21 protein-coding genes are annotated in these 24,305 nt (G+C 61.8%); 20 read left to right on the top strand and 1 reads right to left on the bottom strand.

What is annotated here, in order from left to right; genetic code table 11:
• Positions 1-5: 5 nt before the first annotated feature.
• The 16 genes from mraZ (at position 6) to lpxC (ending at position 17,783) form a co-directional block, all read left to right on the top strand.
• Positions 6-461: a division/cell wall cluster transcriptional repressor MraZ gene (gene mraZ / locus I5S59_RS09040; RefSeq protein ID WP_128323895.1), complete on the top strand. Its 456-nt coding sequence runs from the start codon at positions 6-8 to the stop codon at positions 459-461.
• Positions 458-1,405, top strand: a complete 948-nt coding sequence (gene rsmH, locus I5S59_RS09035) for a 16S rRNA (cytosine(1402)-N(4))-methyltransferase RsmH (RefSeq protein ID WP_420066447.1) — start codon at positions 458-460, stop codon at positions 1,403-1,405. The genes mraZ and rsmH overlap by 4 nt, the downstream gene beginning before the upstream one ends.
• Positions 1,402-1,695, top strand: a complete 294-nt coding sequence (ftsL, locus tag I5S59_RS09030) for a cell division protein FtsL (RefSeq protein ID WP_128323896.1) — start codon at positions 1,402-1,404, stop codon at positions 1,693-1,695. The genes rsmH and ftsL overlap by 4 nt, the downstream gene beginning before the upstream one ends.
• Positions 1,695-3,428, top strand: coding sequence for a peptidoglycan D,D-transpeptidase FtsI family protein (locus I5S59_RS09025; RefSeq protein ID WP_197876401.1), 1,734 nt, complete (start codon positions 1,695-1,697; stop codon positions 3,426-3,428). Before ftsL ends, I5S59_RS09025 begins: the two co-directional genes overlap by 1 nt.
• Positions 3,428-4,891: a UDP-N-acetylmuramoyl-L-alanyl-D-glutamate--2,6-diaminopimelate ligase gene (locus I5S59_RS09020; protein WP_197876292.1), complete on the top strand. Its 1,464-nt coding sequence runs from the start codon at positions 3,428-3,430 to the stop codon at positions 4,889-4,891. The genes I5S59_RS09025 and I5S59_RS09020 overlap by 1 nt, the downstream gene beginning before the upstream one ends.
• Positions 4,884-6,251: a UDP-N-acetylmuramoyl-tripeptide--D-alanyl-D-alanine ligase gene (locus I5S59_RS09015; RefSeq protein ID WP_197876291.1), complete on the top strand. Its 1,368-nt coding sequence runs from the start codon at positions 4,884-4,886 to the stop codon at positions 6,249-6,251. The genes I5S59_RS09020 and I5S59_RS09015 overlap by 8 nt, the downstream gene beginning before the upstream one ends.
• Complete coding sequence (gene mraY, locus I5S59_RS09010) at positions 6,251-7,333, top strand: phospho-N-acetylmuramoyl-pentapeptide-transferase (protein ID WP_197876290.1); 1,083 nt, start codon at positions 6,251-6,253, stop codon at positions 7,331-7,333. Before I5S59_RS09015 ends, mraY begins: the two co-directional genes overlap by 1 nt.
• Positions 7,334-7,339: 6 nt before the next feature.
• The gene (gene murD / locus I5S59_RS09005) at positions 7,340-8,686 is read left to right on the top strand and encodes a UDP-N-acetylmuramoyl-L-alanine--D-glutamate ligase (RefSeq protein WP_197876289.1); all 1,347 of its coding nucleotides are present in this window, start codon (positions 7,340-7,342) and stop codon (positions 8,684-8,686) included.
• Positions 8,683-9,897: a putative lipid II flippase FtsW gene (gene ftsW / locus I5S59_RS09000; RefSeq protein ID WP_232239659.1), complete on the top strand. Its 1,215-nt coding sequence runs from the start codon at positions 8,683-8,685 to the stop codon at positions 9,895-9,897. Before murD ends, ftsW begins: the two co-directional genes overlap by 4 nt.
• Positions 9,887-10,966 (top strand): undecaprenyldiphospho-muramoylpentapeptide beta-N-acetylglucosaminyltransferase, encoded by a 1,080-nt coding sequence (gene murG / locus I5S59_RS08995; RefSeq protein WP_197876288.1) that lies wholly within the window; start codon positions 9,887-9,889, stop codon positions 10,964-10,966. Before ftsW ends, murG begins: the two co-directional genes overlap by 11 nt.
• Positions 10,959-12,413, top strand: coding sequence for a UDP-N-acetylmuramate--L-alanine ligase (murC, locus tag I5S59_RS08990; protein ID WP_197876287.1), 1,455 nt, complete (start codon positions 10,959-10,961; stop codon positions 12,411-12,413). Before murG ends, murC begins: the two co-directional genes overlap by 8 nt.
• Complete coding sequence (locus tag I5S59_RS08985) at positions 12,410-13,369, top strand: D-alanine--D-alanine ligase (protein WP_197876286.1); 960 nt, start codon at positions 12,410-12,412, stop codon at positions 13,367-13,369. The genes murC and I5S59_RS08985 overlap by 4 nt, the downstream gene beginning before the upstream one ends.
• A 4-nt stretch (positions 13,370-13,373) precedes the next feature.
• On the top strand, positions 13,374-14,243 hold the full coding sequence (locus I5S59_RS08980) for a cell division protein FtsQ/DivIB (RefSeq protein ID WP_197876285.1): 870 nt from the start codon (positions 13,374-13,376) through the stop codon (positions 14,241-14,243).
• A gap of 14 nt (positions 14,244-14,257) precedes the next feature.
• Complete coding sequence (gene ftsA, locus I5S59_RS08975) at positions 14,258-15,511, top strand: cell division protein FtsA (RefSeq protein ID WP_197876284.1); 1,254 nt, start codon at positions 14,258-14,260, stop codon at positions 15,509-15,511.
• Between the two features lie 57 nt (positions 15,512-15,568).
• On the top strand, positions 15,569-16,759 hold the full coding sequence (ftsZ, locus tag I5S59_RS08970; protein ID WP_128323908.1) for a cell division protein FtsZ: 1,191 nt from the start codon (positions 15,569-15,571) through the stop codon (positions 16,757-16,759).
• Positions 16,760-16,871: 112 nt separating this feature from the next.
• Positions 16,872-17,783, top strand: a complete 912-nt coding sequence (lpxC, locus tag I5S59_RS08965) for a UDP-3-O-acyl-N-acetylglucosamine deacetylase (protein ID WP_128323909.1) — start codon at positions 16,872-16,874, stop codon at positions 17,781-17,783.
• Positions 17,784-17,841: 58 nt separating this feature from the next.
• On the opposite strand, the gene I5S59_RS08960 is transcribed toward lpxC, so the two are convergent.
• A complete protein-coding gene (locus I5S59_RS08960) occupies positions 17,842-18,291 on the bottom strand; it encodes a DUF721 domain-containing protein (protein WP_128323910.1) in 450 nt (149 codons plus the stop codon).
• Positions 18,292-18,575: 284 nt separating this feature from the next.
• On the opposite strand from I5S59_RS08960, the gene secA reads away from it, so the two are divergent.
• From secA to I5S59_RS08940, 4 genes are all read left to right on the top strand, one after another.
• Entirely contained in the window at positions 18,576-21,311 is a 2,736-nt protein-coding gene (secA, locus tag I5S59_RS08955; RefSeq protein WP_197876283.1) for a preprotein translocase subunit SecA, read from the top strand.
• A gap of 127 nt (positions 21,312-21,438) precedes the next feature.
• Positions 21,439-22,656, top strand: a complete 1,218-nt coding sequence (gene argJ, locus I5S59_RS08950) for a bifunctional glutamate N-acetyltransferase/amino-acid acetyltransferase ArgJ (protein WP_197876282.1) — start codon at positions 21,439-21,441, stop codon at positions 22,654-22,656.
• A gap of 63 nt (positions 22,657-22,719) precedes the next feature.
• A complete protein-coding gene (locus tag I5S59_RS08945) occupies positions 22,720-23,352 on the top strand; it encodes a glutathione S-transferase family protein (protein WP_197876281.1) in 633 nt (210 codons plus the stop codon).
• A complete protein-coding gene (locus I5S59_RS08940; RefSeq protein WP_197876280.1) occupies positions 23,349-24,293 on the top strand; it encodes a Nudix family hydrolase in 945 nt (314 codons plus the stop codon). Before I5S59_RS08945 ends, I5S59_RS08940 begins: the two co-directional genes overlap by 4 nt.
• Positions 24,294-24,305: the final 12 nt, after the last annotated feature.

Raw genomic sequence — 24,305 nt, 5'->3', positions numbered from 1 at the left:
CAGCCGTGTTCCGCGGAGCAAACGCCATCAACCTCGACGCAAAGGGCCGTCTCGCAATGCCGAGCCGGTACCGTGACGAGCTCGAATCGCGTAGTTCCGGGCAGTTGATCGTGACCATCGACGCTGTCGACCCTTGCTTGTGTGTATACCCGCTCGACGAGTGGGAACTGATTGAAGCCAAGTTACGCGCGTTGCCGTCATTGCGTGAAGAGAACCGTCGCCTGCAGCGTTTGCTGATCGGCAATGCGGTGGATCTGGAGCTTGATGGCAGTGGGCGTTTCCTGGTGCCTCCGCGTTTGCGCGAATACGCCAAGCTCGACAAGAAAGCGATGCTGGTGGGGCAACTGAACAAATTTCAGCTGTGGGACGAGGATGCCTGGAACGCAGTTTCGGCAGCCGACCTTGCAGCTATTCAACAACCGGGCGCCATGCCTGATGAACTGCGTGATTTGATCCTGTGACTATAGATAGCGGCTTTAACCACATCACCGTACTGCTTGACGAAGCCGTTGAGGCTCTCGCCGTACGCGCCGATGGCTGCTATCTGGATGGCACCTTCGGACGCGGTGGGCACAGCCGCCTGATCCTCAGCAAGCTCGGGCCGCAAGGCCGGTTGCTGGGTTTTGACAAAGATCCTCAAGCGATTGCTACCGGGCAAGCGCTGGCGGCCGAAGACGGCCGCTTTGTCATTGTGCAGCGCAGTTTTGCCGAACTGGGTGCCGAAGCGCTTGAGCGCGGTATCAATGGCAAGGTCAATGGCATCCTCCTCGATCTGGGCGTTTCTTCGCCACAGCTGGACGATCCTGAGCGCGGCTTCAGCTTCATGAATGATGGCCCGCTGGATATGCGCATGGACCCGAGCCGTGGCGTCAGCGCCGCCGAGTTCATCGCCACCGCGCCAGCCGAAGAGATCGCCCGCGTATTCAAGGAATATGGCGAAGAGCGTTTTGCCAAACGCATGGCCAACGCTGTGGTTGCGCGCCGTGAAATCCAGCCGTTCGAGCGCACCGCCGACCTGGCCGAAGTACTCAAGGTTGCCAACCCGGCCTGGGAAAAGGGCAAGAACCCGGCCACCCGTGCGTTCCAGGGGCTGCGCATTCACGTCAACAACGAGCTGGGCGATCTGGAGCTCGGCCTCGAGGCTGCCCTTGACGCACTGGAAGTCGGTGGGCGTCTGGTGGTGATCAGCTTCCACTCCCTGGAAGACCGCATCGTCAAGCTGTTCATGCGCAAGCTGGTCAAGGGCGAGGGCGACAACCTGCCACGCAACCTGCCCGTGCAGCACAAGCATTTCGAACCGAAGATCAAGCTGATCGGCAAGGCGCAATTTGCCTCCGAAGCCGAACTCAAGGCCAACCCACGTTCACGCAGCGCGGTCATGCGCGTTGCCGAGAAGCTGCGGTGAGTCGCCTGTTCGCCAAGCCTTTGCCAGGCGGAAGCTTCCTGATGCTTCTGCTGTTTGTTGCCGTGCTCGTTTCTTCGGTGGCGGTGTCGTACAGCGCGCACTGGAACCGTCAGTTGCTCAACACCCTTTACGGCGAACTCAGCGAACGTGACAAGGCGCAAGCCGAGTGGGGCCGGTTGATTCTTGAGCAGAGCACCTGGACCGCGCACAGCCGAATCGAAAACCTGGCCAGCGAACAATTGCAGATGCGCATCCCTGCCGCCGACGAAGTACGGATGGTGGCGCCATGATGAAACTTGAGGGTGCACTCTATCCTTGGCGGTTCCGCGTGGTCATTGCCTTGCTGGCGGTGATGGTCGGTGCAATTGCCTGGCGCATTATCGACCTGCAGGTCGTGGACCGTGACTTCCTCAAGGGCCAGGGCGATGCCCGCAGCCTGCGTCATATCCCCATTCCTGCGCACCGCGGGCTGATCACCGACCGTAACGGTGAACCGCTGGCGGTCAGTACCCCGGTCACTACCTTGTGGGCCAACCCCAAGGAAATGCAGGCTTACAAGGATCGCTGGCCGGCACTGGCTGCCGCACTCAAGCAGAATCCGCAACAGCTGACCCAGCGTCTCGAGCAGCAGGCCAACAAGGAGTTCATCTACCTGGTTCGCGGCCTGACCCCGGAGCAGGGGCAGGTGGTGCTCGACCTGAAGGTTCCCGGTGTCTATGGCATCGAGGAATTTCGTCGTTTCTACCCGGCAGGTGATGTCGCCGCACACATGGTCGGCTTTACCGACCTCGATGACCATGGTCGCGAAGGTGTGGAGCTGGCCTATGACGAATGGCTGGCCGGGGTACCCGGCAAGCGACAGGTGATCAAGGATCGGCGCGGGCGGCTGATCAAAGACATCCAGGTAACCAAAAACGCCAAGGCCGGTAAGACCTTGGCGTTGTCCATCGACCTGCGCCTGCAATACCTGGCGACCCGTGAACTGCGCAATGCCATTGCCGAGCAGGAAGCCAAGGCCGGCAGCTTGGTGATCCTCGATGTGAAGACCGGTGAAGTGCTGGCCATGGTCAACCAGCCCACCTACAACCCGAACAACCGCCGCAGCATGTTCCCGGCGGCCATGCGTAACCGCGCAATCATCGACGTGTTCGAGCCCGGTTCCACGGTCAAGCCGCTGTCCATGAGTGCTGCGCTGCAAAGCGGGCGCTGGAAGCCGACCGACAAGGTCGAAGTCTACCCGGGCACCCTGCAGCTTGGGCGCTACACCATTCGTGACGTGTCCAAGAGCGAAGGCCCGATCCTTGACCTGACCGGCATCCTGATCAACTCCAGTAACGTCGGCATGAGCAAGATTGCCTTCGATATCGGTGGCGAGTCGATCTACCGCGTGATGTCCCAGCTCGGTCTGGGGCAGTACACCGGCCTGGGCTTCCCGGGTGAGCGCGTCGGTAACCTGCCGAACCACCGTGAGTGGCGCAAGGCCGAAACCGCCACCCTGTCGTATGGCTACGGTTTGTCGGTCACCGCCTTGCAGCTGGTGCATGCGTACGCCGCGCTGGCCAACGACGGCAAGATGGTGCCGCTGAGCATTCTCAAGGTCGACAAGGCGCCGGAATCCACCCAGGTGGTGCCGGTGGAAGTCGCCAAGACCATCCAAGGCATGGTGCAGCAGGTAATTGAAGCGCCGCGCGGTGTGTTCCGCGCCCAGGTGCCGTTCTATCACGTCGGTGGCAAGAGTGGTACGGCGCGTAAAGCCACGATTGGTTCCAAAGGCTACACCGAGAATTCCTACCGTTCGCTGTTCGCCGGCTTCGGCCCGATGAGCGATCCGCGCTATGCCGTGGTGGTGGTCATCGACGAGCCGAGCAAAGGTGGCTACTTCGGTGGCCTGGTCTCGGCACCGGTATTCAGCAAAGTCATGTCGGGCACGTTACGCCTGATGAATATTCCGCCGGATAACCTGCCGCCGGCGACTCCACAGCAGCAGGTCAATGCTGCGCCCGCCAAAGGAGGGCGCGGTTGATGACGATGCCACTGAGCAAACTGTTCGCCCAGGCCAGCCGCGATCCGTTGATTCGCGAGCTGACGCTCGACAGCCGTAACATCCGTCCCGGTGACCTGTTCCTGGCAGTGCCCGGGGCGAAGGTCGACGGCCGTGATCATATTGCCGACGCGCTCAAGCGTGGTGCTGCTGCCGTGGCCTATGAAGCTGCAGGCGCCACGGTGCTGCCGATTACCGAAGTACCGCTGATTCCGGTGCGAGGGCTGATCGCCCAGCTGTCGGACATTGCCGGGCGCTTCTATGGCGAGCCGAGCCGTCAACTGGATCTCGTGGGGGTCACTGGCACCAACGGCAAGACCAGCGTGACGCAACTGGTGGCTCAGGCCCTGGACAAGCTCGGTCAGCGCTGTGGCCTGATCGGCACCCTGGGTACCGGGTTCTATGGCGAGCTGCAAAGCGGTCGCCTGACCACGCCGGACCCGATCGCGGTGCAGGCCACCCTCAATGACCTGAAGAAAGGCGGCGCCAAGGCCGTGGCGATGGAGGTTTCCTCCCACGCCCTGGAGCAGGGGCGGGTTGCCGCCCTGGATTTCGATATCGCGGTGATGACCAACCTGTCCCGTGATCACCTCGACTACCACGGCAGTATGGAGGCCTATGAAAAGGCCAAGGCGCGCTTGTTTGCCTGGCCGAACCTGCGTTGCCGGGTGGTCAATCTGGATGATGACTTTGGTCGTCGGCTGGCCGCCGAACATGCCGAGTCGCGTCTGATCAGCTACAGCCTCAACGACAGTGCCGCCTCGCTGTATTGCCGCGAAGCGCACTTCGATGATGACGGTGTGCGTGCCGTGATCGTTACCGCCCAGGGCGAGCGCACGCTGCGCAGTCGCCTGCTGGGTCGCTTCAACCTGAGCAACATGCTGGCGGCCGTCGGTACCTTGCTCGCGCTCAACTATGCGCTGGATGAAATTCTTGCCGTCACCCCCAATCTGGAAGGGCCGATCGGCCGTATGCAGCGTTTGGGTGGGGGCAGCAAACCCTTGGTGGTGGTTGATTACGCCCATACCCCGGATGCGCTGGAGCAAGTGCTGCAAGCCTTGCGTCCGCACGCCAAGGGGCAACTGGTGTGCCTGTTCGGTTGCGGCGGCGATCGTGATCGCGGCAAGCGCCCGTTGATGGCCGAAGTGGCCGAACGCCTTGCGGACCGGGTGGTGGTGACTGACGACAACCCGCGCAGTGAAGACCCGCAGCAGATTTTTGCCGATATCCGCCCGGGTTTTGCCAAGGCTGATGCGGTTGAGTTCGTGGCTGGTCGTGGTCCTGCGATTGCTCATCTTATTGCCAGCGCCGGTGGTGACGATGTCATTGTCCTGGCCGGCAAAGGCCACGAGGACTATCAGGAAATCAACGGCCAGCGTCATGATTTTTCCGATCTGGTCGAGGCTGAAAAAGCCCTCGCTGTCTGGGAGGCTCCCCATGCTTAAGCCATTGACCCTTGCCCAGTTGGTCGCGCCGCTGCAAGGGCGCCTGACAGGTGCCGATGCAACCTTTACCGGCGTCAGCATCGACAGCCGCGCAATCGTTGCCGGGCAGCTGTTCGTAGCGTTGGCCGGGCCGCGTTTCGACGGCCATGACTACCTGAACGAGGTGCAGGCCAAGGGCGCGGTTGCCGCGCTGGTCGAGCGCGAAGTGCCGGGTACTGATCTGCCCCAGCTTGTAGTTGCCGACAGCCGTCTGGCCCTCGGTCAGCTCGGTGCGCTCAACCGTGCGGCGTTCGACAAGCCGGTCGCAGCCATCACCGGCTCCAGCGGCAAGACCACGGTCAAGGAAATGCTTGCCAGCATCCTGCGTACGCAAGGCGCGGTCCTGGCCACCCGTGGCAACCTGAACAACGACCTGGGCGCACCGCTGACCCTGCTTGAAATCGCCCCGGAACATACCGCAGCGGTCATCGAGCTGGGCGCTTCGCGCATTGGCGAGATCGCCTACACCGTGGGCTTGACGAAACCTCACGTGGCGCTGATCAACAACGCCGGTACGGCGCATGTCGGTGAATTCGGCGGGCCGGAGAAGATTGTCGAAGCCAAGGGCGAAATCCTCGAGGGTCTGGATCAGGATGGCGTCGCCGTATTGAATCTTGATGACAAGGCATTCGGCATCTGGAAACAGCGCGCTGGCAATCGCCAGGTGCTGACCTTTGCCCTGAACAATGCCGACGCGGACTTCCACGCCGGCAACATTACCCATGATGAACGCGGCTGCCCGGCCTTCGACCTGCGCGGCCCACAGGGTGCAGCACGGGTTCAGCTCAATCTGCTGGGTACGCACAACGTTGCCAACGCTCTCGCCGCGGCTGCGGCCGCTCATGCCATTGGTCTGGCGCTGAACGGCATCGCCGAGGGCTTGAATAATGTGCAGCCGGTCAAGGGCCGCACTGTGGTGCAGATGGCCGCCAACGGTGTGCGGGTAATCGATGACACCTACAACGCAAACCCCACCTCCATGTGCGCTGCCGTTGATATACTCGCCGGCTTTTCCGGGCGCACCGTTCTGGTGCTCGGGGACATCGGCGAATTGGGCCAGTGGGCTGAGGAAGGGCACCGGCAGGTAGGCGACTACGCCAAAGACAAGGTTTCGGCACTGTATGCGGTGGGCCCTAACATGGCTCACGCCGTGGCAGCGTTCGGCGCCAATGCCCGTCATTTCGCTACTCAAGCTGACCTGATCGACGCGGTTCGCGGCGAGCAGGCCACCAATACCACCATTTTGATCAAGGGTTCGCGCAGCGCTGCGATGGAAAACGTCGTGGCGGCCTTGTGCGGTTCCAGCGGGGAGAAACATTAATGCTGCTGCTGTTGGCTGAGTATCTGCAACAGTTCTACAAAGGCTTCGCGGTCTTCCAGTACCTGTCCCTGCGCGGGATCCTCGGTGTACTGACCGCGTTGTCGCTGGCCCTGTGGTTGGGGCCATGGATGATCCGTACCTTGCAGATTCGCCAGATCGGTCAAGCGGTTCGTAATGACGGCCCGCAATCCCACCTGTCCAAGTCCGGCACCCCGACCATGGGCGGCGCCCTGATTCTCTCGGCAATCGGTATCAGCACTTTGCTCTGGGCCGACCTGACCAACCGTTATGTGTGGGTTGTGCTGATCGTCACCCTGCTGTTCGGTGCCATTGGCTGGGTGGATGACTACCGCAAAGTGATCGAGAAGAACTCCCGTGGCCTGCCAAGTCGCTGGAAGTATTTCTGGCAGTCGGTATTCGGCCTGGGCGCAGCAATCTTCCTTTACGTGACCGCGCCGAGCAGTGTCGAAACCACCTTGCTGATACCGATGCTCAAGGATGTCACCATCCCGCTGGGCATCGGTTTTGTCGTGCTGACCTACTTTGTGATCGTGGGCTCGAGCAACGCCGTCAACCTCACCGACGGCCTCGATGGCCTGGCCATCATGCCAACCGTGATGGTCGGTGGTGCCCTGGGCATCTTCTGCTACCTGTCGGGCAACGTGAAATTTGCCGAGTACCTGCTGATCCCTTACGTGCCGGGTGCCGGTGAGCTGATCGTATTCTGCGGCGCGCTGATCGGCGCCGGGCTGGGCTTCCTGTGGTTCAACACCTATCCGGCCCAGGTGTTCATGGGGGATGTCGGTGCCCTGGCGCTGGGCGCTGCACTGGGCACCATCGCCGTTATCGTTCGTCAGGAAATCGTCCTGTTCATCATGGGCGGTGTGTTCGTCATGGAGACCTTGTCGGTGGTGATCCAGGTCGCTTCCTTCAAGTTGACCGGCAAGCGGGTGTTCCGCATGGCGCCGATTCACCATCACTTTGAACTCAAGGGTTGGCCCGAGCCGCGGGTGATCGTCCGTTTCTGGATTATCACCGTGATTCTTGTGCTGATCGGCCTTGCCACCCTGAAACTGAGGTAGAAACGCGTGTCACTGATCGCTTCTGACCACTTCCGCATCGTTGTCGGCCTCGGCAAGAGCGGCATGTCCCTGGTTCGCTTCCTGGCGAACCGGGGCGTTGCCTTTGCGGTCGCCGACACCCGTGAGCAACCCCCGGAACTGGAAACCCTGCGCCGCGATTACCCGCAGGTAGAAGTGCGTTGTGGTGACCTGGACGTTGAATTTCTGTGCCGCGCCGACGAGCTGTATGTCAGCCCTGGCCTGGCCCTTGCCACGCCGGCACTGCAGCAGGCGGCAGCCCGTGGCGTGAAGTTGTCCGGCGATATCGAACTGTTTGCACGCAATGCCAAGGCGCCCATCATTGCGATCAGTGGCTCCAATGCGAAAAGCACCGTGACCACCCTGGTCGGCGAGATGGCGGCAGCGGCAGGCAAACGTGTGGCGGTGGGCGGTAACCTCGGCACACCGGCGCTGGATCTGCTCAGCGACGATGTCGAGCTTTACGTGATGGAGCTTTCCAGCTTCCAGCTGGAAACCACCGACCAGCTCAATGCTGAAGTGGCCACTGTGCTCAACGTCAGCGAAGACCACATGGACCGCTACAGCGGCCTGCCGGCCTATCACCTGGCCAAGCACCGGATCTTCCGGGGTGCGCGGCAAGTGGTAGTCAATCGTCAGGATGCGCTGAGCCGACCGCTCCTGGCTGAAGGCCAGCCGGTCTGGACCTTTGGTTTGAACGTCCCTGACTTCAAGGCCTTCGGCCTGCGCGAAGAGGGCGGCGAGAAGTACCTGGCGTTCGAGTTCCAGAACCTGATGCCGGTACGTGAGTTGAAGATTCGCGGTTCACATAACCAGTCCAACGCCCTGGCGGCGCTGGCGCTGGGCCATGCCGTCGGTTTGCCGATGGACGCCATGCTCTCCAGCCTGCGTACCTTCGCAGGCCTGGCGCACCGCTGCCAGTGGGTGCGTGAGCGTAACGGCGTGAGCTGGTACGACGACTCCAAGGCGACCAATGTCGGCGCCGCGCTGGCTGCGATCGAAGGCCTGGGTGCCGACATCGACGGCAAGCTGGTGCTGATCGCCGGTGGCGATGGCAAGGGCGCCGACTTCAGCGCGTTGCGTGAGCCAGTCGCGGCCCATTGCCGTGCGGTGGTGCTGCTCGGTCGCGATGCCGAACGCCTGGCTGAAGCACTGGGCGACCGTGTGCCGCTGATCCGCGTAAAAACTCTCGACGAGGCCGTCGCGCAATGTGCCGAGCAGGCACAACCGGGTGACGCCGTGCTGCTGTCGCCAGCGTGCGCCAGCCTCGACATGTTCAAGAATTTTGAAGAGCGTGGGCGTCTGTTCGCCCAGGCCGTAGGAGGGCTGGCATGATCTTCGGCATCATCAAGCCCTACCCGTCGCCGCTGATCAGCGGTCGCGGCATCGATCTCGACTTTGCCATGCTCGCGGGTTGCCTGGCGTTGCTTGGCCTTGGCCTTGTGATGATCACCTCGGCGTCCTCGGAAGTGGCCGCCGCGCAGTCGGGTAACCCGCTGTATCACATGTTCCGCCACCTGGTGTACGTGGCCATCGGCATTTTCGCCTGCATCGTCACGATGATGGTGCCGATCGCGACCTGGCAGAAGATGGGCTTCACCATGCTCGTCGGTGCCTTCGGCTTGCTGGTGCTGGTGCTGGTACCAGGTATTGGCCGTGAAGTGAACGGTTCGATGCGCTGGATCGGTTTCAGCTTCTTCAACGTGCAGCCTTCGGAAATCGCCAAGGTATTCGTTGTTATCTACCTGGCCGGCTACCTGGTACGCCGGCAGACCGAAGTGCGCGAAAGCTGGATGGGCTTCTTCAAGCCATTCATTGTCCTGCTGCCGATGGCCGGCCTGCTGCTGATGGAGCCGGACTTCGGTGCCACGGTAGTGATGATGGGGGCGGCTGCGGCCATGCTGTTTCTCGGCGGGGTGGGGCTGTTCCGCTTCAGCTTGATGGTGGTGCTGGCGGTGGGAGCAGTGTTCGTGCTCGTACAGGCCCAGCCCTACCGGATGGCGCGTCTGATCACCTTTACCGATCCCTGGTCCGACCAGTTCGGTTCCGGCTACCAGCTGACCCAGGCACTGATCGCCTTCGGCCGCGGCGAGTGGCTCGGCGTCGGCCTGGGCAACAGCGTGCAAAAGCAGTTCTACCTGCCGGAAGCACACACCGACTTCGTGTTTTCGGTACTTGCCGAAGAGCTGGGTGTGGTCGGCTCGCTGGTCACCGTGGCGTTGTTCGTGTTCGTCACCGTGCGCGCGCTGTACATCGGCCTGTGGGCCGAGAAAGCCAAACAGTTCTTTGCTGCCTATATGGCATTCGGCCTGGCCTTCCTGTGGATTGGTCAGTTCCTGATCAATATCGGCGTAAACGTCGGCCTGCTGCCAACCAAGGGCCTGACCCTGCCGTTCCTCAGCTACGGTGGTAGCTCGCTGGTTATCTGCTGTGCCTGTGTCGGGTTGTTGCTGCGGATCGAGTGGGAGAGTCGTACCCACCTGGGCAGCGAAGAGCACGAATTCGATGAAAGCGATTTTGCCGAGGAGCCGAATCATGGCCGCTGACGGCAAGAACGTACTGATCATGGCAGGCGGCACCGGGGGCCATGTGTTCCCGGCACTGGCCTGTGCCCGGGAGTTCCAGGCGCGCGGCTACAGCGTGCACTGGCTGGGCACCCCGCGTGGTATCGAGAATGAACTGGTACCGCAGGCGGGCTTGCCGTTGCACCTGATCCAGGTCAGCGGCCTGCGCGGCAAAGGCAAGCTTTCGCTGCTCAAGGCGCCGTTTACCTTGGTCAAGGCCGTGTTCCAGGCACGGCGCATCATTCGCCAGCTCAAGCCGGTCTGCGTGGTCGGCTTTGGTGGCTATGTGACCGGGCCGGGCGGTGTGGCTGCCAAACTGTGCGGCGTGCCCGTCGTGGTCCACGAACAGAATGCCCGTGCCGGTACCGCCAATCGGCTGCTGGTGCCGTTGGCTGGCCGAGTCTGCGAAGCTTTCCCCGGCACATTCAGTGCGTCGGAAAAACTGCGCACCACCGGTAATCCGGTGCGCAGTGAGCTGTTCATCCAGGCGCCGCGTGAGCCCTTGGGCGCACGGCGGCCGCGCTTGCTGGTGCTGGGCGGAAGCCTGGGCGCTGAACCGTTGAATAAATTGTTGCCCCAAGCCTTGGCCCAGGTGCCTGCGGACGTTCGTCCCGAGGTATTCCACCAGGCGGGTAAAAAGCATGACCAGATTACCGCCGAGCGCTATCGCGAAGCCGGCGTCGAGGCTCAGGTAGAGCCCTTTATCAAAGACATGGCCAAGGCCTATGCCTGGGCCGATCTGGTGGTCTGCCGCGCCGGCGCACTCACTGTCAGCGAGCTGGCCGCAGCCGGCCTGCCATCGATGCTGGTGCCGTTGCCCCACGCCATCGACGATCACCAGACCCACAACGCCCATTATCTGGCCCGCGAAGGCGCTGCCTTCCTGATGCCACAAGCGACAACTGGCGCAGCGCAGCTCGCTGAACGCCTGAACGAGGTGCTGATGCAACCGGAAAAACTCAACACCATGGCTGCCACTGCCCGGCGCCTGGCCAAACCCGCTGCCACAAGCACCGTGGTCGATATCTGCCTGGAGGTGGCGCATGGTTGAAAATCAGAAGGCCATCCCGCAACCGGAAATGCGCCGTATCCGCCGTATTCACTTCGTCGGTATCGGCGGCGTGGGCATGTGCGGTATTGCCGAAGTGCTGCTGAACCTGGGCTACCAGGTATCGGGTTCTGACCTCAAGACCTCGCCGGTCACCGAACGTCTGACCTCGTTCGGCGCTGAAATTTTCATCGGCCACCGCGCCGAAAACGCCGCCAGTGCAGACGTGCTGGTAGTGTCCAGTGCCATCAATCCTGCCAACCCGGAAGTTGCCACCGCCCTTGAGCGCCGCATTCCGGTGGTACCGCGTGCCGAGATGCTCGCCGAGCTGATGCGCTACCGTCATGGCATCGCCGTCGCCGGTACCCACGGCAAGACCACCACGACCAGCCTGCTGGCCTCGGTGTTCGCCGCTGGCGGCCTGGATCCGACCTTCGTTATCGGAGGGCGTCTGAATGCAGCGGGTACCAATGCCCAGCTTGGCACCAGCCGCTACCTGATCGCCGAGGCCGACGAGAGCGACGCCAGCTTCCTGCACCTGCAGCCGCTGGTGGCCGTGGTCACCAACATCGACGCCGACCACATGGCGACCTACGAAGGTGACTTCAACAAACTGAAGAAGACCTTTGTCGAGTTCCTCCACAACCTGCCGTTCTATGGCTTGGCGGTGGTGTGCCTGGACGACCCGGTGGTGCGTGAAATCCTGCCGCTGGTCAAACGTCCGGCGGTCACCTACGGCTTCAGCGAAGCAGCCGACGTGCGCGCTATCAATGTTCGCCAGTCGGGCATGCAGACCCACTTCACCGTGCTGCGCCGTGACCGCGAGCCGCTGGATGTGTCGGTCAACATGCCGGGCAACCACAACGTCCTCAACGCGCTGGCAACCATCGCCATTGCTACGGACGAGGGCATCAGCGATGAAGCCATCGTTCAGGGCCTGTCCGGGTTCCAGGGCGTCGGTCGGCGCTTCCAGGTCTATGGCGAATTGCCGGTCGACGGTGGCAGCGTGATGCTGGTTGACGACTACGGTCACCACCCGACCGAAGTGGCCGCGGTGATCAAGGCCGTGCGCGGTGGCTGGCCTGAGCGCCGCCTGGTGATGGTCTACCAGCCGCACCGTTACAGCCGTACCCGCGACCTGTATGACGACTTCGTCCAGGTCCTGGCTGACGCCAACGTGCTGCTGTTGATGGAAGTCTACCCGGCCGGCGAAGAGCCGATTCCCGGCGCCGACAGCCGTCAGCTGTGCCACAGCATTCGTCAGCGTGGCCAGCTCGATCCGATCTACATCGAGCGCGGCGTTGAGCTGGCGCCGCTGGTCAAGCCGTTGCTGCGTGCCGGCGACATCCTGTTGTGTCAGGGCGCCGGTGACATTGGTGGCCTGGCCCCACAACTGTTGAAGAGTCCGTTGTTCGCTGGTGCCGTTGCCAGTCAGGAGAAGTCGAAATGACTGATAACGCATTTGCCTCGTTGCACTCGACCCTCGACCCGAAAGCCTTCGGCCGCGTTGCCGTGCTTTATGGCGGCAAGAGTGCTGAGCGTGCCGTGTCGTTGAAATCCGGCGCGGCAGTAATCGAGGCGCTGACCAGTGCCGGTGTCGACGTCGTCGGCATCGATGTCGGCGACGACCTGCTGGCGCGCCTGCAGAGCGAAAAGATTGATCGCGCCTTCATCATCCTCCACGGCCGTGGCGGTGAAGACGGCAGCATGCAGGGCCTGCTCGAGTGCCTGGGCATCCCGTACACCGGCAGCGGTATCCTCGCTTCGGCCCTGGCCATGGACAAGCTGCGCACCAAGCAGGTGTGGCAGAGCCTGGGTATTCCGACCCCGCGTCACGCGGTGCTGAGCAGCGAAGCTGACTGTATTTCTGCGGGCACGGAACTGGGCTTCCCTTTGATCGTCAAACCGGCCCATGAAGGTTCCAGTATCGGTATGGCGAAAGTGAGCAGCGTTGAGGCATTGATCGCTGCCTGGAAAGACGCCGCCACCTACGATTCGCAAGTGTTGGTCGAACAATGGATTCAAGGTCCGGAGTTCACTATCGCGACCCTACGTGGCCAGGTATTGCCGCCGATCGCGCTGGGCACCCCGCATTCGTTCTACGACTACGACGCCAAGTACCTGGCCTCCGATACCCAGTACCGGATTCCGTGTGGCTTGAGCCCCGAGAAAGAACAGGAACTGATCGACCTGACCGCCCGTGCCTGCGACGCCATTGGCATCGCTGGCTGGGGGCGTCTGGACGTCATGCAGGACGAGCAGGGCCGCTTCTGGCTGCTCGAAGTCAACACCGCACCAGGCATGACGGATCATAGCCTGGTCCCAATGGCGGCACGCGCGGCCGGCCTGGACTTCCAGCAGTTGGTGCTGGCGATCCTGGCGGCCAGCGTCGAGGCGCGAGGTTAAGCCCATGCAAGGCGCGATGTTACGTCATCAGCAACCCGCCACCGGCCGTAGCAAGCCGGTGCCGCGCGGTGCCAGCCGGATGGTGGCCAAGGAGCCACTGTCGGCGCGCCTGCCCAAGGCTAACTTCAGCATCTTCAAACGCCTGATTTGGCCGGTGTTGCTGGTCGCTGCAGCGTTTGGTGCATACGAGGGTGCGCAGCGGCTGATGCCGTATGCCGACCGCCCGATCACCAAGATCGCGGTGCAGGGCGACCTCAGCTACATCAGCCAGCAAGCCGTGCAACAGCGTATTGCTCCGTACGTGGCCGCCAGCTTCTTCACCGTTGACCTCGCCAGCATGCGCGCGGAACTGGAAAAGATGCCCTGGATCGCCCACGCCGAAGTGCGTCGGGTGTGGCCGGACGAGGTGGTTATCCGCCTGGAAGAACAGTTGCCGGTGGCGCGCTGGGGTGAGGAGGCCTTGCTCAATAACCAGGGCCAGGCCTTCACCCCACGCGAACTGGCCAACTACGAGCACCTGCCGCAGCTGTTCGGGCCGCAGCGGGCGCAGCAACAAGTGATGCAGCAATATCAGGTACTGAGCCAGATGTTGCGGCCGATGGGCTTTTCGATTGCCCGGCTGGAGTTGCGCGAGCGCGGCAGCTGGTTCCTGACCACCGGCGCCGGTAGTGCGGGGGCGGGTATCGAACTGCTGCTGGGGCGCGATCATCTGGTGGAAAAAATGCGCCGTTTCATTGCCATTTACGACAAGACACTCAAAGAACAGATCACGAACATCGCCCGCATCGATCTGCGTTACGCCAACGGCCTGGCTGTTGGCTGGCGGGAACCGATTGCACCGACGACGGCCCAACCCGCCGTTGCGAAGAATTAGAGAGAGGCAGGACCATGGCAAATGCGCATAGCGGCAAAATGATCGTCGGGCTGGATATCGGTACCTCCAAGGTGGTGGCGCTGGTAGGCGAAGTCGCGGCAGACGGTACCCTGGAAATCGTCGGTATTGGCACGCACCCTTCGCGCGGGTTGAAGAAGGGCGTCGTGGTCAATATCGAGTCGACCGTGCAGTCGATCCAGCGGGCGGTGGAAGAAGCCCAGCTGATGGCCGGCTGCCGTATCCACTCGGCGTTTGTCGGTGTGGCCGGCAATCATATCCGCAGCCTGAACTCGCACGGCATCGTTGCAATTCGCGACCGTGAAGTCAGCGCGGCCGACCTTGAGCGCGTACTCGACGCCGCTCAGGCGGTTGCCATTCCGGCCGATCAGCGGGTCCTGCATACCCTGCCTCAGGACTACGTGATCGATAACCAGGAAGGCGTGCGCGAGCCGCTGGGCATGTCTGGCGTACGTCTTGAGGCCAAGGTTCACGTGGTCACCTGCGCTGTCAACGCTGCACAGAACATTGAAAAGTGCGTGCGTCGCTGCGGTCTGGAAATCGACGACATCATCCTCGAGCAACTGGCCTCGGCCTACTCGGTGCTGACCGACGACGAGAAAGAGCTGGGCGTGTGCCTGGTGGACATCGGCGGCGGCACCACCGATATCGCCATCTTCACCGAAGGCGCGATCCGTCATACCGCAGTGATCCCGATTGCCGGCGATCAGGTGACCAACGACATCGCCATGGCCCTGCGTACCCCGACCCAGTACGCCGAAGAGATCAAGATCCGTTACGCCTGCGCCCTGGCCAAGCTGGCCGGTGCCGGTGAAACCATCAAGGTGCCGAGCGTTGGCGACCGTCCGCCGCGCGAACTGTCGCGCCAGGCGCTGGCCGAAGTGGTCGAGCCGCGCTACGCCGAGCTGTTCACCCTGATCCAGGCCGAACTGCGTCGCAGCGGCTACGAAGACCTGGTGCCGGCCGGCATCGTGCTCACTGGTGGCACCGCGAAAATGGAAGGTGCGGTCGAGCTGGCCGAAGAGATTTTCCACATGCCGGTGCGCCTGGGCGTTCCGCATAGCGTTCGGGGTCTGAGTGACGTCGTGCGCAACCCGATTTATTCCACCGGTGTGGGCCTGCTGACCTACGGCTTGCAGAAGCAGTCCGACGGCGTGTCCCTGACCGGTAACAGCAGCAACAGCTATGGCGATGAACCGAAGGCTCCAGCGTTCGAGCGTTTCAAACGCTGGGTCCAGGGCAACTTTTAAAGTTTCAAAGCAGTAGTAGTAGGCGCAAAAAACTAGAGAACTGTAAGGAGAGGGAAAATGTTCGAGCTCGTAGACAACGTCCCGCAAAGTCCGGTCATCAAAGTGATCGGCGTCGGTGGCGGCGGTGGCAACGCCGTCAATCACATGGTCAAGAGCAACATCGAAGGCGTTGAGTTCATCTGCGCCAACACGGATGCTCAAGCGCTGAAAAACATCGGTGCACGTACCATTCTGCAACTGGGTACCGGTGTCACCAAGGGCCTGGGCGCCGGTGCCAATCCGGAAGTCGGCCGTCAGGCCGCGCTGGAAGACCGTGAGCGCATTGCCGAGGTATTGCAGGGCACCAACATGGTGTTCATCACTACCGGCATGGGCGGTGGTACCGGTACCGGTGCTGCGCCGATCATTGCCGAAGTCGCCAAGGAGCTGGGCATCCTCACCGTTGCGGTGGTGACCCGTCCGTTCCCGTTCGAAGGCCGCAAGCGCATGCAGATCGCCGATGAAGGCATCCGTGCATTGGCAGACAGCGTCGACTCGCTGATCACCATCCCGAACGAGAAGTTGCTGACCATCCTGGGCAAAGATGCCAGCCTGCTGTCCGCCTTCGCCAAGGCCGACGACGTATTGGCCGGTGCCGTTCGCGGTATCTCCGACATCATCAAGCGTCCGGGCATGATCAACGTCGACTTTGCCGACGTGCGTACCGTGATGAGCGAAATGGGCATGGCCATGATGGGTACTGGCTGCGCCAGCGGCCCTAACCGTGCACGTGAAGCGACTGAAGCGGCCATCCGCAACCCGCTGCTCGAAGACGTCAACCTGCAGGGTGCCCGCGGTATTCTGGTCAACATCACCGCCGGTCCGGACCTGTCGCTGGGCGAGTACTCGGACGTGGGTAGCATCATCGAGGCCTTCGCTTCCGATCACGCCATGGTCAAGGTCGGTACCGTTATCGATCCGGACATGCGCGACGAGCTGCACGTGACTGTCGTCGCCACCGGTCTGGGCGCGAAGATCGAGAAGCCGGTGAAGATCATCGACAACACCATGCAGACCGCTGCCATGCAGACGCCTGCACCTGCACCGGTTCGCCAGGAGCAGTCGTCGGTGAACTACCGTGACCTGGAGCGTCCTACCGTGATGCGTAACCAGGCTCACGCCGGTGCTGCCGCCGCGGCCAAACTTAATCCGCAAGACGATCTGGATTATCTGGACATCCCAGCTTTCCTGCGTCGTCAGGCCGATTAATGAAATTTATCAGGGGTATAAGGGTGATTGGTATTCAGCAAAGGTCGGGTCTGGTATTATCCTCAACCTTTGTTGATACCAGTTCGCAATTTGCGCTGAAGCGGCCAATGCCATGATTAAACAACGCACCCTGAAGAATATTATCCGTGCCACAGGTGTCGGCCTGCACTCCGGGGAAAAGGTTTACCTGACCCTCAAACCTGCACCTGTGGATACCGGCATTGTATTTCGCCGAGCCGACCTCGATCCCGTGGTGGAAATTCCTGCTCGCGCGGCGAATGTCGGCGAGACCACCATGTCGACGACATTAATCAACGGCGATACCAAGGTAGACACGGTAGAGCACCTGCTTTCGGCCATGGCTGGCCTGGGCATCGATAACGCCTACGTCGAGCTCTCCGCGTCCGAAGTGCCGATCATGGACGGTAGCGCAGGGCCCTTTGTATTCCTGATTCAATCGGCTGGCCTGGAAGAACAGGACGCAGCCAAGAAGTTCATCCGCATCCTGCGCGAAGTAACAGTGGAGGACGGCGACAAGCGCGCCACTTTCCTGCCATTCGACGGGTTCAAGGTGAGCTTCGAGATCGATTTCGATCACCCGGTGTTCCGCAACCGGACCCAAAGTGCCAGCGTGGACTTTTCCAGCACCTCGTTCGTGAAGGAAGTCAGTCGCGCCCGGACCTTCGGGTTCATGAGCGATATCGAGTACCTGCGCAAGCATAACCTCGCGCTCGGCGGCAGTGTGGAAAACGCCATCGTGGTCGACAAGGACGGCGTGCTCAATGAAGACGGCCTTCGTTACGAAGACGAATTCGTCAAGCACAAGATCCTCGACGCCATCGGCGACCTCTACCTGCTGGGCAACAGCCTGATCGGCGAGTTCAAGGGCTACAAGTCCGGACACGCGCTGAACAACCAGCTGCTGCGCAAGCTGATCGAGGAGAAAGATGCCTGGGAAGTGGTGACCTTCGAAGATGCCAGTACGGCACCGATCTCTTACATGCGTCCCGTTGCGGCAGTGTAAGTTCGAACACTCTCTCTAGTGATTAAGGCCACCTTCGGGTGGCCTTTTTTATGCGCGGTCACTTTTTGCCGTGGCTGGCCAGGCGTTCCAGGGCAGCACGCAGGTTGGGATCGCTGATGCCTTCGGCGGTCGACTGGATGTTCTGCGCCGACTCGGTGGAAATATCCATGGGGTGGCCGGCGACAGGCGGCGTCCCGGCAGTGGGTTGCACCTTGAACAGGATCCGGGTCAGGCTGGCGAACACCTCCAGGGTCTGCAGCTGGCGTTGCAGGCGCTTTTGCTGGTAGCGCAGGCGGGTCGCCCAGTGGCCGTCGGTGACAATCAGCAGCAGGGTACCTTCGCGCCAGGAGGCGATATGGCAGTGTTCGCGGGCGGCTGGCTGCAACTGGCTGTCGAGCAGCTTTTGCAGCTGCGCCAGACGCTGGGCCTGACTGAACAGGGCTTTGAGTGGTCGGGCTTCGCGCAGAAGTACGGCGGGCGCGCGGGCCGGCAAGGGGCGAAAAGCCATGAAGGGACACCTGAAGTTACAGTACCGGCATCTTATCAGATCCCCCGGCGCACGCCTTGCGCGGGTGCTTGTGGAAAAACTTCATGTTGCCGGTGGGTTGAAGTTGTGAAAAAAGCCCTTATTGTAAAAAAGCCCCGTCAAAGCGCTGTGCCAGCATCGTGGAAATCCGCCACTTTCCTCACCGTCGTTTCCGGGTAGAATGCTCGTTCGCATGCGGCCATAAGGGCTGCACGGGCGACTCACGGGGCCGCCCTCCATCCCTATGTGTGGAAGATCCTGCCGATATGTTTGCGCCTTTGTTAAAAAAACTTTTTGGAAGCAAGAACGAGCGTGAGGTGAAACGCCTGCTCAAGGCGGTGCAGTCCGTCAATGCCTTCGAAGAGAAGATGGTGGCCCTCTCGGACGAACAGCTGCGCGCCAAAACCGCAGAGTTCAAAGAGCGCCTGGCCAAAGGCGAGACCCTCGACCAATTGCTGCCGGAGGCCTTCGCTGTTGCCCGCGAGGCTGGCAAGCGGGTCATGGGCATGCGCCACTTCGATGTCCAGCTGATCGGTGGCATGGCCTTGCACGAAGGCACTATCGCAGAAATGCGTACCGGTGAAGGCAAGACTTTGGTCGCAACCCTGGCGGTATACCTCAATGCCTTGTCGGGCAAGGGTGTGCACGTGGTTACGGTCAACGACTACCTGGCCCGCCGTGACGCCAACTGGATGCGTCCACTGTATGAATTCCTCGGCCTGAGCGTTGGCGTCGTTACGCCGTTCCAGCCGCCGGAAGAGAAGCGCATTGCTTATGCCGCTGACATCACCTACGGCACCAACAACGAATTCGGTTTCGACTACCTGCGCGACAACATGGCGTTCAGCATGGACGAGAAATTCCAGCGCGAGCTGAATTTCGCCGTGATCGACGAAGTCGACTCCATCCTGATCGACGAAGCGCGGACCCCGCTGATCATCTCCGGCCAGGCCGAAGACAGCTCCAAGCTGTACATCGAGATCAACAAGCTGATCCCGCGCCTCAAGCAGCACATCGAGGAAGTCGAAGGCGAGGTTACCCAGGAAGGCCACTACAAGATCGACGAGAAGACCCGTCAGGTCGAGCTCAACGAAGCCGGTCACCAGTTCATCGAAGAGATGCTTGCCCAGGTCGGCCTGCTGGCCGAGGGCGAGAGCCTCTACTCGGCGCACAACCTGGGCCTGCTGACCCACGTCTATGCCGGTCTGCGTGCGCACAAGCTGTTCCATCGCAATGTCGAGTACATCGTCCAGGACGGCCAGATCCTGCTGATCGACGAGCACACCGGCCGTACCATGCCGGGCCGTCGCTTGTCCGAAGGCCTGCACCAGGCGATCGAAGCGAAGGAAAACCTGAACATCCAGGCCGAAAGCCAGACCCTGGCATCGACCACGTTCCAGAACTACTTCCGGCTGTACAACAAACTGTCCGGCATGACTGGTACCGCTGACACCGAAGCCTTCGAGTTCGCCCAGATCTATAACCTCAACGTTATGGTCATCCCGCCGAACAAGCCGCTGGCCCGTAAGGACTTCAACGACCTGGTCTACCTGACCGCCGAAGAGAAGTACGCGGCGATCATTGCCGACATCAAGGAAAGCATGGCCCAGGGCCGTCCGGTGCTGGTCGGTACGGCCACCATCGAGACCTCCGAGCACATGTCCAATCTGCTCCAGAAGGAAGGCATCGATCACAAGGTACTGAACGCCAAGTACCACGAAAAAGAAGCCGAGATCATTGCCCAGGCCGGTCGTCCGGGGGCACTGACCATCGCGACCAACATGGCCGGTCGTGGTACCGACATTCTCCTGGGCGGTAACTGGGAAGTGGAAGTCGCGGCGATGGAGAACCCGACGCCCGAGCAGATCGCCCAGATCAAGGCCGACTGGCAGAAGCGTCACCAGCAGGTGATCGAGTCCGGTGGCCTGCATGTGATCGCCTCCGAGCGTCACGAATCCCGCCGTATCGACAACCAGCTGCGCGGCCGTGCCGGCCGTCAGGGTGACCCGGGTTCCAGCCGTTTCTACCTGTCGCTGGAAGACAGCCTGATGCGCATCTTTGCCTCTGACCGGGTGAAGAACTTCATGAAGGCACTGGGCATGCAGTCCGGTGAGGCGATCGAGCACCGCATGGTGACCAACGCGATCGAGAAGGCCCAGCGCAAGGTTGAAGGGCGCAACTTCGACATCCGTAAGCAACTGCTCGAATTCGACGACGTTGCCAACGAACAGCGTAAAGTCATCTACCACATGCGTAACAGCCTGCTGGCAGCTGACAACATCGGCGACACCATTGCCGATTTCCGTCAGGAAGTGCTCGACGCTACCGTCGCCCAGCACATTCCGCCGCAGTCGCTGCCCGAGCAATGGGACGTGGCTGGCCTGGAAGCCGCGCTGGCGAGCGATTTCGGTGTGAAACTGCCGGTTCAGCAGTGGCTCGACGAAGACGATCACCTGTACGAAGAAACCCTGCGCGAGAAGCTCATGACCGAGTTGATGGCGGCCTACAACGAGAAGGAAGAGCAGGCCAGCGCCGAAGCCCTGCGCACCTTCGAGAAGCAGATTCTGCTGCGCGTACTGGACGACCTGTGGAAAGACCACCTGTCGACCATGGACCACCTGCGTCACGGTATCCACCTGCGCGGCTACGCCCAGAAGAACCCGAAGCAGGAGTACAAGCGCGAGTCGTTCAACCTGTTCCAGGAGCTGCTCGACTCGATCAAGCGCGACACCATCCGCGTGCTCTCGCACGTTCAGGTTCGCCGCGAAGACCCTGCCGAAGAAGAAGCACGCCTGCGCCGCGAGGCCGAGGAACTGGCCGCCCGCATGCAGTTCCAGCACGCTGCTGCTCCAGGTCTTGAGCAGGTTCAGGAGCAGGAGGAGGGCGCTGAAGTCGCCGTCGCCGCCGCCCCTGTGCGCAACGACCAGAAGCTGGGCCGCAACGAACTGTGCTGGTGTGGTTCGGGCAAGAAGTTCAAGCACTGCCACGGTCAGATCAACTAAAGTAATCGACCCGGCAATCTGCTGATTCACGAACACCACGCCGCGACCGGTTCCGTACCCTCGCGGCGTTGTTCCATCTCAAGCACCGGTATATTCGAGCCGGTGTATTTTTTCTAGGAGCGCTTTCATGGCTGTTGGTCTTGGTCCTTTGCCAACGTTGCACCCGGTTCCAGGTTTTGAACTCGGCATCGCCTCTGCGGGTATCAAGCGCCCGGGGCGCAAGGACGTCGTCGTCATGCGCTGTGCCGAAGGTTCCAGCGTGGCTGGCGTGTTCACCCTCAATGCCTTTTGTGCAGCGCCGGTGATCCTCGCCAAGCAGCGCGTACAGGGCACCGTGCGCTATCTGCTGACCAACACCGGTAACGCCAATGCCGGCACCGGCGCGCCGGGCCTGGCGGCTGCCGAGCGCACCTGCGCCAAGCTGGCCGAGCTCACTGGCGTCGACGCCAGCGCGGTACTGCCGTTTTCTACCGGTGTCATCGGCGAGCCGCTGCCAGTCGAGAAAATCGAAGGCGCACTGCAGGCTGCGCTGGATGACCTGTCGGAAAACAACTGGGCGGCTGCTGCCACTGGAATCATGACCACCGATACCCTGCCCAAGGGTGCGAGTCGTCAGTTCCAGCACGAAGGCGTGACCATCACCGTTACCGGTATCAGCAAGGGCGCCGGGATGATCCGTCCGAACATGGCCACCATGCTCGGCTACATCGCCACCGATGCCAAGGTCGCCCCGGCGGTGCTCAAGGACCTGATGCTCGACGGCGCCAACAAGTCGTTCAACCGCATCACCATCGACGGCGATACCTCGACCAACGATTGCTGCATGCTGATTGCCACTGGCAAGGCGAATGTCGCTGAAGTCACCGAAGCCAAGGGCGCGTTGTTCGACGCGTTGAAAAAAGCCGTATTCGAAGTGTGCATGGAAGTGGCCCAGGCCATCGTCCGTGACGGTGAAGGCGCGACCAAGTTTGTCACCGTTGAAGTCAATGGCGGCGGTAACCACCAGGAGTGCCTGGACGTCGGTTACGCCGTGGCCCACTCGCCGCTGATCAAGACCGCGCTGTTTGCCTCCGACCCGAACTGGGGCCGTATCCTGGCAGCCGTAGGCCGCGCTGGGGTGCCTGACCTGGATGTCAGCCTGATCGACGTGTACCTGGGCGATGTCTGTATTGCCAGCAAAGGCGGCCGCAGTGCCACCTACACTGAAGCTCAGGGCTCGGCGGTGATGGCCGAAGAGGAAATCACCATCCGTATCGAGCTGGGCCGTGGCCAGTGCAGCGAAACCATCTGGACCACCGACCTGTCCCACGAGTACGTAAAAATCAACGCTGAGTACCGTACCTGATCACATCGCGGGGCCAGTCGCTTCGACCGGCTCCGCGATCGTTCCCCCTGATGGAGCCGAACCATGAGTTACCACCTGATCATCGGCGACAAGCTGTACTCCTCCTGGTCGCTGCGTGGCGCCCTGGCCCTTGAGCTGGCGGGTGCCGACTATGAGGAAACCCTGATCAAACTCAATCAGGCCGACACCCGTGCGCGCCTGCTGGAGTTCTCGCCTACCGCCAAGGTGCCTCTGCTCAAGTGCGAGCACGGCATCATTGCCGACTCCCTGGCGATCGCCGAATACCTTGCCGAGCGTCATCCCGAGGCCAACCTGTGGCCGACCGATGTCGCCGCGCGTGCCCAGGCCCGTTCGGCCTGCGCGCAGATGCACAGTGGCTTCTTCGCGCTGCGAGGCAACATGCCGTTCGACCTGTCTCGTGATGAGGCGCTGGAGAACATGCCGCTGGAAGTGCAGGTCGATATCGATCGTATCGTCGCGCTATGGTCTGAGTGCCGCCTGGCGGCCAAAGAAGCCGGTCCGTTCCTGTTTGGCAAGCCAAGCCTGGCTGACGCTTTCTTCGCGCCGGTTGCAGTGCGCCTGCGCACCTACCGGGTGGAAGTGCCTGCCGAAGCAGCGGCCTACATCGAAACCATCTACCAGTGGCCGGCCTTTCAGGCATGGCAAAACGCTGGCCTGGCGGAGCGTGAAGGGTGAAACGCATTCATGTAGCCGCCGCGGTCATTCGTGGTGCTGACGGCCGAATCCTCATTGCCCGGCGCGCGGATACCCAGCACCAGGGCGGTCTGTGGGAGTTCCCCGGTGGCAAGGTGGAAGACGGCGAAGCCGTGGAAATCGCCCTGTCCCGTGAGCTGAACGAAGAGCTGGGCATTGTCGTCACGGCCGCCCGGCCGTTGATCAAGGTTCACCACGACTACCCGGACAAACAGGTATTGCTGGATGTCTGGGAAGTCAGCGCGTTCACCGGCGAACCGCATGGCGCCGAAGGCCAGCCGCTGGCCTGGGTAACTGCCCGCGAGCTGCCGCAGTACGATTTCCCGGAAGCCAACCAGTCGATCGTCGCAGCGGCGCGTCTGCCTGGCGAATACATGATTACCCCGGAAGGCCTGGAAGTGCCGCAGATGCTGCGGGGCATTCAAAAGGCCATTGCCGGCGGGATCAAACTGGTTCAGTTGCGTGCGCCGAACATGTATGACCCCAAGTACCGCGACGTTGCCGTCGATGCCGTGGGGCTGTGTGCTGGCAAGGCGCAATTGATGCTCAAGGGGCCACTGGAGTGGCTGGGTGATTTCCCTGCGGCCGGTTGGCACCTGACGTCCGAGCAGTTGCGCAAGTATGCCAGCAAGGGGCGGCCGTTCCCGAAAGAGCGCTGGCTGGCGGCGTCCTGCCACAATGCCGAAGAGTTGAGCCTGGCCGAGCAGATGGGAGTGGACTTTGTCACCCTGTCGCCGGTACAAGCGACCCAGACGCACCCGGATGCCCAGCCGCTGGGTTGGGAGCAGGCCTGCCTGCTGATCGAAGGCTTCAGCAAGCCGGTGTACCTGCTCGGTGGCGTCGGCGCTGCCGAACGCGAAAAGGCCTGGCAGCACGGCGCTCAAGGTGTAGCGGGAATCCGCGCGTTCTGGCCTGAGGTCTGAATCCTTCGCGGG

Source organism: Pseudomonas alkylphenolica, from assembly GCF_016009175.1.
Taxonomy (GTDB): Bacteria; Pseudomonadota; Gammaproteobacteria; order Pseudomonadales; family Pseudomonadaceae; genus Aquipseudomonas; species Aquipseudomonas alkylphenolica_B.
Note: the sequence above shows the minus strand (reverse complement) of the source record. Positions and strands in the feature narration are given on the sequence as shown.

Bases quoted from the DNA above. Each gene is read 5' to 3' on its own strand.
- I5S59_RS09025 (WP_197876401.1), top strand. From the start codon at position 1,695: ATGAAACTTGAGGGTGCACTCTATCCTTGGCGGTTCCGCGTGGTCATT.
- I5S59_RS09020 (WP_197876292.1), top strand. From the start codon at position 3,428: ATGACGATGCCACTGAGCAAACTGTTCGCCCAGGCCAGCCGCGATCCG.
- I5S59_RS09015 (WP_197876291.1), top strand. From the start codon at position 4,884: ATGCTTAAGCCATTGACCCTTGCCCAGTTGGTCGCGCCGCTGCAAGGG.
- mraY (WP_197876290.1), top strand. From the start codon at position 6,251: ATGCTGCTGCTGTTGGCTGAGTATCTGCAACAGTTCTACAAAGGCTTC.
- ftsW (WP_232239659.1), top strand. From the start codon at position 8,683: ATGATCTTCGGCATCATCAAGCCCTACCCGTCGCCGCTGATCAGCGGT.
- murG (WP_197876288.1), top strand. From the start codon at position 9,887: ATGGCCGCTGACGGCAAGAACGTACTGATCATGGCAGGCGGCACCGGG.
- murC (WP_197876287.1), top strand. From the start codon at position 10,959: ATGGTTGAAAATCAGAAGGCCATCCCGCAACCGGAAATGCGCCGTATC.
- I5S59_RS08985 (WP_197876286.1), top strand. From the start codon at position 12,410: ATGACTGATAACGCATTTGCCTCGTTGCACTCGACCCTCGACCCGAAA.
- I5S59_RS08980 (WP_197876285.1), top strand. From the start codon at position 13,374: ATGCAAGGCGCGATGTTACGTCATCAGCAACCCGCCACCGGCCGTAGC.
- ftsA (WP_197876284.1), top strand. From the start codon at position 14,258: ATGGCAAATGCGCATAGCGGCAAAATGATCGTCGGGCTGGATATCGGT.
- ftsZ (WP_128323908.1), top strand. From the start codon at position 15,569: ATGTTCGAGCTCGTAGACAACGTCCCGCAAAGTCCGGTCATCAAAGTG.
- lpxC (WP_128323909.1), top strand. From the start codon at position 16,872: ATGATTAAACAACGCACCCTGAAGAATATTATCCGTGCCACAGGTGTC.
- I5S59_RS08960 (WP_128323910.1), bottom strand. From the start codon at position 18,291: ATGGCTTTTCGCCCCTTGCCGGCCCGCGCGCCCGCCGTACTTCTGCGC.
- secA (WP_197876283.1), top strand. From the start codon at position 18,576: ATGTTTGCGCCTTTGTTAAAAAAACTTTTTGGAAGCAAGAACGAGCGT.
- argJ (WP_197876282.1), top strand. From the start codon at position 21,439: ATGGCTGTTGGTCTTGGTCCTTTGCCAACGTTGCACCCGGTTCCAGGT.
- I5S59_RS08945 (WP_197876281.1), top strand. From the start codon at position 22,720: ATGAGTTACCACCTGATCATCGGCGACAAGCTGTACTCCTCCTGGTCG.